The sequence below is a fragment of the Bifidobacterium amazonense genome (genome assembly GCF_018555435.2).
GTDB lineage: Bacteria > Actinomycetota > Actinomycetes > Actinomycetales > Bifidobacteriaceae > Bifidobacterium > Bifidobacterium amazonense.
Window position 1 is genome coordinate 75,357 of the sequence record NZ_JAFEJT020000008.1, and the last position, 7,642, is coordinate 82,998.

Below are 7,642 nucleotides of genomic sequence, written 5' to 3' on the forward strand. Positions count from 1 at the left end.
GACAGGTCAGTCGCCGAAGGAATCCGTGTCGACCAGAATGCCGGACGGGGCGGAGGCGGTGCCGTAGAGGCCCATGCGGCCCCGGTAGTAATGGGTCTCCTCCAGTTCGCCGTCGATGACCTGTTGGAAATGCCGCTCGTGGGTGAGCACGGCGGGGGATCCGAGATCGGTGGCGTTCTTGTAGGCTGCCTGATGGTATTTGAGCCAGTGCGTGATCTCCTTCGACTCGGATGCGCCCGTGACCTCCTCGGAGGCATACCGTTTGCTCCACGACGAGACGCCATCGCCTGGAGCACAGGAGCCGTCCGCGCCGACACCGGCCGGGGAGGTCTGGACGGAACGCGTCGCGTGCCCCTGGATGGTCAGCCAGTTGTCGGTGCGCGGGTTCTGCGCGCCGTCGAGCGCGGCGACCAGTTCGTCGTCCATTTCGATGCTCGTCACCCACGTCTTCGACGGGATCGGATGGTTCGCGACCGGAGAGCCGGCCGTAACCACATGCTGGATGTCGTATTCGTCGGCCAGATCGGAGGCGATCGTCGCCGCGACGATGCCGCCCTGCGAGTGGCCGATCAACGCCACCGGCTCGTCCTCGCCGATGCCGGCCTGGCGCATCGCCTCGGCGACCATGCGCGCGCTGTCGGCCTGCATGCGCTGCTGCGGATCGTCGCTCATGAGCTCGATGTTCTGCATCCAGCCGAACGGCGAGTCCCATTCCCCGTCCGTGCCCGGGATCGTCACCAGCCATGCCGACGTGCCGTCGTCGCGACGGTAGCGTTGCACGGCGATCGTCGCATAGGACAGTCCGCTGCCCAGATCGATCTTGCCCAGTCGCTCCTCGGCCAGCCGGCGCAGGTTCTCCAACGATTCGGCGACCGACGTCGACGTGCCGACCACGGTGGCGTCCGTCTCGACCTCGACCACGGTCAGGCAGTCTCCCTGCAGCGTGTCCTTCAGCGGTTTGGTGACGTTGGTGAGCACGCCGGCGGAGACGTTCACCTCGTCGGTGCGCAACGGGGCCTGCCATGGCTGGATTCCGCTGACATACATCGCCAGACCGCCCAGCAGCCCCTCCTGCGCCCATGCCGTTCCGGTCAGACCGTATACCGGGTTGAACTCGCCTTCGGACAACGATCCGACCGCCATGCCGGTGGCCACCGCGCCGACCGTGCCGATCAGCGCCTGCTTCGGCATGGCCGCGCTCGTCATCTGCAGCGTTTCCGTGATCAGACGCCTGGTCCTCGATTCGCACTCCTCGTACAGTGAATGCGCGCGTATCAGCAGCGACGCCATCTCGTCCAGTTCGCCGCCGATCGTCTCGCACGCGGCCGCATGGTCGGAACATCGTTGGATGAGCGTGTCGTAAGGCAGCGAGGAGTGGCCGACCGCCGCTCCTGTGCCGGACGCGGCCGAGGGGCACCAGGTCAGGCTCGTCTGATGACGGGCCAGTTCCAGCGCGGCCTGTCCCCAGGCGGTCGAGGCGGCCCGCCAGTCGGCCGCCGCATCGTCCAGCAAACGCGCCAATGCGGCGTATTCCTCCCGGTCGGCCGTCGAATACCGGCCTCCGGATACGTATGACGTGACCTGCCAGCCCATCATGCACCTGCCTGGGCGATGCGCAGCGTCGATTCGGCGTCGTCGACCACGCGCCGCGCGTCGATGGCGCAGTCGTTGAGCCGCTGACGGAACAGCGACGCCGCGTTGCCCTCCCACGGCATCGAAGCGGCGCGCGAGGGCGATGAGGCCGTCGTGTCGGCCACGAGCTGCGTCTGGGAGACGCGCGTGCAGAGAAGATCCCGGCTGGCGGCGGCGGTGCCGCGGCAGGAACACGCGTGATCCGCGCCGAAGGCCGACGGTGTGCCGCCGAATGCGGAGGTCTGGTTGAAGATGCTCATGCGCCCATTGAACCGGGTGCTCCACATGCGTGTCCAGTCGGAACGGGGGCTGTGGTCGAATGGTCCGGGTTATCCACACCCCGGCGTGTCGTCCACAGCATCGACGCCGCGATTGTGGACGACACGCCGGAACCGCTCACCACGGCTTGTTCGTATTGCCCGTGTTGTTGGTGACCGTGGATTCCTTGGAGGTGCCGTTGCCCTTGTCGGAGGGCGTGGACTGCTCGTTGGCCTTGAGCAGGTCCTCCACCTGCTTGCGCTGCTCGTCGGTCAGTCCGCCGTCCGACGAGTCGGACGACTGATCCCGGCCGTTCGACTCGGACGAATCGCCGGCGGAGTCATTACCGGCGTCGCCGCCCTGCTGTGCGGCGAGGTTCCGCTTCACCAGCTCGGTCAGCTGATCCGAGACCGCGGCATTGGCCGCGATCGCCTCGCGGATGTTCGGCAGCAGCACGGCTTCGGCCGACGCCGCCTCGTCGAATTGCGCGTCGGTCTGCTCCTGCAGCGTGCTGAGCTTGGACCAGTCCGGCGTATCCGCCTTGGCTGCGGCGATGTGCTCGGTCAGGCTCTGCGTGGCCTGGTCGAACGTCGTCGCGGCGTGCAGGTTCACCGCCGCGAGTATGGCCACGGCCAGCGCGAGCGCGGCCAGTATGCCGAGCGCGACGCGCACCGGCAGTCCCGCCCTCGCCCGGCCGGCCGGTGGGGTCGGCGACGGGTCGGACCGTGATGCGACGGTTGGCGCGGCATCGCCGTACGTCGTGCTCGCGGCCGTCGCGTCGTCGGTCGTCGCGCCCTTTGTCCGCACGCCGCCGGCGTTGCGGCGCGTCCGTTCGGCGCGCCGACCATGCGTGGCACTCATAGCAGCCTCCTTGACATGACGATCCATGCGCCCGTCTCCCACGTGAGCAGGACGAGCGCGAGCGCGGCCAGCGGCCAGACCACGGGAGTGGCGCGCGTGCGCCGTTTGACCGTGCTCGTCACCTGCCAGCGCGTCGATGCCTGTTTCGATGCGCCCTGCGTCATCGTGGTCGTCTGGTCCACGTGCAGATAGGTGCCGCTGATCTCATCGGCGATATCGGTCAGGTTCCTCTCGTCGAGCTTGGAAATGCCCGGTTTGCCGGTGTCCGGGTCGGTCACCCACGCCTCGTCCTGCGACTGCGACGATGACGACGAGGATGACGACGTCCCGTCGCGCACGACCGGTATCTTGCCGCCCGCCGTCGAACCGACGCCGACAGAGAACCCGTCGTCGAGGTATTTGCGCAGCGTCGAGAACGAGCGCCTCGGCTTGGTGCCGGTCTGCTCGCCGTCGCTGATCAGATAGAGGATGATCGCGTCGTCGGGATGCGCCTCGCGCACCGACTTGAGATCGAGCAGCAGCGTGTCGAGCGGCGCGTCGAGACTCGAGCCGGACGAGACCGACGTGGCCTCGACGGCCAGCGTGTCCGCCCAGTTGCCGATCGCCCGTTCGTCCGGAGTGAGCGGCACGTCGAGCGAACCGCTGGCGCCGAACCGCACACCCATGAAGCTCGCGTCCGGATACAGCGACGTGATGTCCTTGACGGCCTGCTTGGCCGCGTCGAGTCGGGTGACGGTTTGCGCGGAACCGTATTGCGCGTCCTGCACGGCCATCGATCCGGTCACGTCGACGGCGATCACCACGTCGGTGGCGTTCACCGCGCGGCTGCTCGTGGTCGACACGACGCTCGGCGTCAGCGCCATCGCGGCGACCGTCAGGCACAGCAGCGCGCGGCGTACACACGCCGCCGCCGTCTCGTCGCTCGCACCGCGCCTGCGCGCATGCAGCACGATCACGGCCACGGCCAGCGCCGTCATCAGTACGGCGAGACACGCCCCGGCGGGCCAGCCGAGCGCGGGGGAAAGGGTGAAGCCATGCCATGTCATCGGCGCAACCTCCATGCGACGGCCAGCCAGGCGGCCACGGCCACGGCCAGCGCGAGCGTCCACCATCCCGGCGCGTCCGTCACCGACGCCTTGGAGCTGCGCTCGCTGTGCGCCGTGCGCCGCTGGTCGATGCTGCGCACCAGCTCGTTGACGCTCGCGCCGTTCGACTGGGTGAGGAAGATGCCGTCGTGCGATTCGATCAGCTTTTTCATATCCGTGGTGGTCGACTCCGATTCGCTGGCCTTGGGACCGGAGAACAGGCCGTCGACGGTGATGCCCGCGCCGTGGACGAGGTCCAGCGCGGCGGACAGCGAATACGTGGGCTTGCCGGACACGACGTTGTCGGTGGCGAGCACGATCGACGCGGCGCGACGGCGTTCGCCCGAGGCCGAGTCGTCCGAACCGTTCGAACCGCCCGACCCGTACGCGAAGCCGGGCAGCATCGCCGCGCAGCTGACCACGCCGTCGCCGATCAGCGACGTCGCGTTCGTACGGTTCTGCGTGCCGTCCAGCCAGTCGGAGATCCGCTGGTACTGCCGGTCGCTCATCTTGTCGATGTCGGCCTGCGATTCGACGCCCTTGAGCGTCTCGGCCGCGCTTTTCAGCTCGCGCGCGACCAGGTCGTAGTCGTCGGTGAGCGGGAAGACGGTGCGCGACGTGGAGTTGAAGATGCTCAGGCCGATGCGCTCCCCCTGGAAATTGGACACGAGGCTCAGATACGTTTCGAGCACCTCGCGGTCATAGGGCAGCGTGGAACCGGACACGTCAAGGCACAGCACGATGTCGCGGCTGCTCGACAGCTCCTCGCCGCGGTCGATCAGCGACGGGCGCGCCAGCAGCGCCACGCACAGCGCCAGTGCGGCGGCCAGCAGCGCCGCCGTCAGACGTCCCAGCACACGCCACTGGTGGAACAGCCGGGATGCGTGTTCGGTGTTCAGATCGTCGTCCAGCGAGAACACCGGCAAAGCATCGCCGGAACCGCCTTGGCCCCGCATGCCTTTTCCGCCGCGTCCGCCGCGCCGGGGATCGCCCAGAACCGCGACGAGCAGGATGACGGCCATGACGCACAATGCGCCCGCCGCCGCGGCCCACGGCCACTGCCAGGAAAGCATCAACGCCACCTTTCCACGAGATTCGACACCCAGCCGGCCGCCTCGCGCACGCTGATCGAGGCGGCATGCCCGTTCAGCGCGGCGTCGGCGAACTCCGGCGGATACAGTGCGGCGACGGTCTGCCGCAACAGGTCCAGTCCCTGACGTTCGGCCGTGCCGCGGGGCAGCGAGGACAGATCCCGCAGGGTGCTCGCACTCATGTCGCGGCCCGTGGCGGCGCCGGCGAAGTCGCGGGCCGTTTCGGCCAGCTCGACGAACGCCCGTTCGCGGGACAGTTCGCCGGACTCATGCCGGGAGACGATGCCCTCGATGCGTGCGCGCCAGGCGGCCAGATCGCCGCCGGTCGCATGATTGCCGCGTCTGGCCGTGTTCGCCGGTCTGCGTCGCGGGCGTGACAGGACGACCGCCAGCACGATCAGCACGATCGCCAGCGACAGGCATCCGGCGATCGCCGCCAGCAGGGGCGCGGCCAGGCCGAGCTGCGGCACCGGGGTCAGATCGGCCACGCCGTCAGCCATCCCGATCATCGGGCACCTCCCATATCCGGCCGCGTCATCGTCTGATGCGCGCGCAGCTGGTTGAACGCGGCGGACGTCGTAGCGAGGGAGACCAGCCGTACGAACTCGTCGAACATCCGCTCGCTCGACGCGGCGCGGATCATGCGCGAACCGTACCGGGACAGTTCGCGCCGCAGCGCCTCCGCGTTGAACTCGCGGTGCACGCGCACCTGTTCGGCCGAGGTCTCGGAGCGCAGGAACGCGGGGACCCGACGCCGGTCCGCGCCGTCGATCACCGACGCTCCGACGGGGGCGGCGAACGGGTTGATCGTCGCCACGTCGATGAACACCACCGGATGCGTGCGCGCGATCATGCCGACCGTGCCGACGTGATCGCGCTGCAGCGCATGCTCGTCGGTGGCGATCACGATCAGCGCGTCGCGGTCGCGGATGCGCCGTGCATAGGCGAGCAGCGCATCGATGTTGCGGTCATGGTTCCACTCACGTTCCATCGCGCGGTCGAGCGTGTGCTCGAACTGGCTGAACCCGCCGTTGAACGGCACGCGGGTGATGCTCGCGGCATCGCCGAACACCAGCGAAATATCGTCGGAACGGCGCAGGGACAGCGCGGCGAACATGCGCAGCGCATTCGCGGCCACCTCGGCCGCGCTTTCGCCGCTTTCGCACGTGCCGGTCATCTGCCGGCCGGCGTCCATGAGCATCCATACGCGGCTGGTGACGCGTCGCTCGCGCTGCACGACCATCGGACGACCCTGGCGGGCGCTCGACTTCCAGTCGATCAGCCGCGCCTCGTCGCCGGGCTCGTACAGACGTACGTCCATCACGTCGTCCCCGCCGCCTCGGCGGCCGGACGCATGCTCGCCCTCCAGCAGACCCAACGCGCGACGGACCGTGGGCAGGCTCAACGACGTGCCGAGGGACTCGATCCTTCTGCGGATCGGGTCATCGGAACGGCTGCGTTCGATCATGGGACGGGAACCGCCCTGACGATCGAATCGATCACCTGATCGGCGCCCACGCCGTCGGCCATCGCCTCGAACGTGAGCATGATGCGATGGCGCAGCACCTCGAACGCGAACGCCTTGACGTCCTCGGGAATCACGTAGTCGCGTCCCGACAGCAGCGCGTTCGCCTGCCCGATGCGCACCAGCGCGATCGAGGCGCGCGGGCTGGCGCCCAGCCGCACCAGCTGCGCAAGCCCCTTGACCGGATGCGTGCCGGCCCCGCGCGACGTGGCCGCGATATCCACCGCGTAGCGCATGATCGCCTCCGAAACGTGCACGCGACGCGCCGAGGCGCGCAGGAACTCCACGTCGCGGATCGAGATCACGTCGTCGGTGAGCGCCGTCGGATCGAGCGTGTCCGAACCGCGCGTGGTCAGCAACGCCAGCATGCGCGTCTCCTCGTCCGCGCTCGGATACGTCATCACCGCCTTCATCGTGAAGCGGTCCATCTGCGCCTCGGGCAGGTTGAACGTGCCCTCCTCCTCGATGGGGTTCTGCGTGGCGATCACCATGAACGGCTTGGGCAGCGCGATGCGCTCGCCGCCGATCGTGGTCGCGCCCTCGGCCATCGCCTCGAGCATGGCCGACTGCGTCTTCGCGTTCGAACGGTTGATCTCGTCGAGCAGCACGAAGTTCGCGTGGATCGGACCGATCTGCGTGGTGAACTTCTGCGTGGCGAAGTTGAAGACCTGGGTGCCCACCAGGTCGGACGGCATGAGGTCCGGCGTGCACTGGACGCGCTTGAACGTGCCCGACACGGAGGTGGCGAGCGTCTGCGCGGCCGTGGTCTTGGCCAGACCCGGCACCGATTCGATGAGGATGTGGCCGCCCGCCACCAGGGTGACGATCAGCGACTCGCGCAGGTTGTCCTGACCGACCAGCGTCTTGGCGAAGCGCGCGCGGATGCGGTCGGCCAGCTGCCGGGCTAGCGTCGCGTCGTCCGGGGCGAGGCCCTGCGCCGGGGACGGGGACGGCGCCTCGGGCGCCGGCTGCGGGGGAAGATTCGGTTGCATGGGGAACAAAGGCATGCGCCCCACTCTAACCGCACTTGCTGAGATTCCCGCTCGGCGAACGCCGTCGGTGGCCCCGTCCCCGGCCCGAACGCCTAGTCCAGCCGCCAGTCCACGGGCTCGGCCCCCATGGCGGTCAGGGCCGCGTTCGCCCGCGAGAACGGCTTCGAGCCGAAGAAGCCTCGCGAGGCGGACAGGGGG

The 7,642-nt window shown here is 68.7% G+C and carries 8 protein-coding genes and 1 pseudogene; all 9 read right to left on the reverse strand.

Going from position 1 to position 7,642, the window contains the following annotated elements:
- Positions 1-6: 6 nt before the first annotated feature.
- Complete coding sequence (locus JS533_RS03415) at positions 7-1,593, reverse strand: alpha/beta hydrolase (protein ID WP_241513137.1); 1,587 nt, start codon at positions 1,591-1,593, stop codon at positions 7-9.
- Positions 1,593-1,892 (reverse strand): hypothetical protein, encoded by a 300-nt coding sequence (locus JS533_RS03420; RefSeq protein WP_241513124.1) that lies wholly within the window; start codon positions 1,890-1,892, stop codon positions 1,593-1,595. Before JS533_RS03420 ends, JS533_RS03415 begins: the two co-directional genes overlap by 1 nt.
- A gap of 136 nt (positions 1,893-2,028) precedes the next feature.
- The gene (locus JS533_RS03425) at positions 2,029-2,751 is read right to left on the reverse strand and encodes a DUF6466 family protein (protein ID WP_241513125.1); all 723 of its coding nucleotides are present in this window, start codon (positions 2,749-2,751) and stop codon (positions 2,029-2,031) included.
- Positions 2,748-3,812, reverse strand: a complete 1,065-nt coding sequence (locus JS533_RS03430; RefSeq protein WP_241513126.1) for a vWA domain-containing protein — start codon at positions 3,810-3,812, stop codon at positions 2,748-2,750. The genes JS533_RS03425 and JS533_RS03430 overlap by 4 nt, the downstream gene beginning before the upstream one ends.
- Positions 3,794-4,912 carry a vWA domain-containing protein gene (locus tag JS533_RS03435; RefSeq protein WP_241513127.1) on the reverse strand — a complete coding sequence of 373 codons (1,119 nt, stop codon included), beginning with the start codon at positions 4,910-4,912 and terminating at the stop codon, positions 3,794-3,796. The genes JS533_RS03430 and JS533_RS03435 overlap by 19 nt, the downstream gene beginning before the upstream one ends.
- The gene (locus JS533_RS03440) at positions 4,909-5,436 is read right to left on the reverse strand and encodes a hypothetical protein (RefSeq protein ID WP_241513128.1); all 528 of its coding nucleotides are present in this window, start codon (positions 5,434-5,436) and stop codon (positions 4,909-4,911) included. The genes JS533_RS03435 and JS533_RS03440 overlap by 4 nt, the downstream gene beginning before the upstream one ends.
- Positions 5,433-6,395: a DUF58 domain-containing protein gene (locus tag JS533_RS03445; RefSeq protein ID WP_241513129.1), complete on the reverse strand. Its 963-nt coding sequence runs from the start codon at positions 6,393-6,395 to the stop codon at positions 5,433-5,435. The genes JS533_RS03440 and JS533_RS03445 overlap by 4 nt, the downstream gene beginning before the upstream one ends.
- A complete protein-coding gene (locus JS533_RS03450; protein WP_241513130.1) occupies positions 6,392-7,459 on the reverse strand; it encodes an AAA family ATPase in 1,068 nt (355 codons plus the stop codon). The genes JS533_RS03445 and JS533_RS03450 overlap by 4 nt, the downstream gene beginning before the upstream one ends.
- A 77-nt stretch (positions 7,460-7,536) precedes the next feature.
- Positions 7,537-7,642: pseudogene (locus JS533_RS03455) on the reverse strand (uracil-DNA glycosylase); the annotation flags it as partial.